The organism is Clostridium pacaense, assembly GCF_020709765.2.
In the GTDB taxonomy this organism is placed as follows: Bacteria; Bacillota; Clostridia; order Lachnospirales; family Lachnospiraceae; genus Enterocloster; species Enterocloster hominis.
The window spans coordinates 1-232 of the sequence record NZ_JAJFEB020000252.1 but is presented as its reverse complement, the minus strand read 5'-3'; the positions used below and the strand labels follow the sequence as shown (position 1 = coordinate 232).

At 46.1% G+C, this 232-nt stretch carries 1 protein-coding gene; it reads left to right on the top strand.

Features of this window, described 5'->3' with window-relative positions:
• Positions 1-213, top strand: a 213-nt coding sequence (locus tag LK536_RS59205; protein WP_506092389.1) for a hypothetical protein, incomplete at its 5' end; no start/stop codon positions are given.
• Positions 214-232 lie beyond the last annotated feature (19 nt).

Below are 232 nucleotides of genomic sequence, written 5' to 3'. Positions count from 1 at the left end.
AGAAAAAAAAGGAAAAAGAAAGAAAGAAGGAGGGAGGGAGGAGAGGAAGAAGAGAAGAAGAAAAAAAGGAAGAAGAAAAGGAGGAAGGAGAAGAGGAAGAAGGGGGGAAGGGGGAAAAGAAGAAGAGAAGGAAGGGAGGAAAGGGGAAGGGAGGAAGGAAAAAGGAGAAAAGGAGAGGAGGGGAAGAAGGACGTCCGTCACATCCTGTTCTGATATGGACTTCTACAGTCTC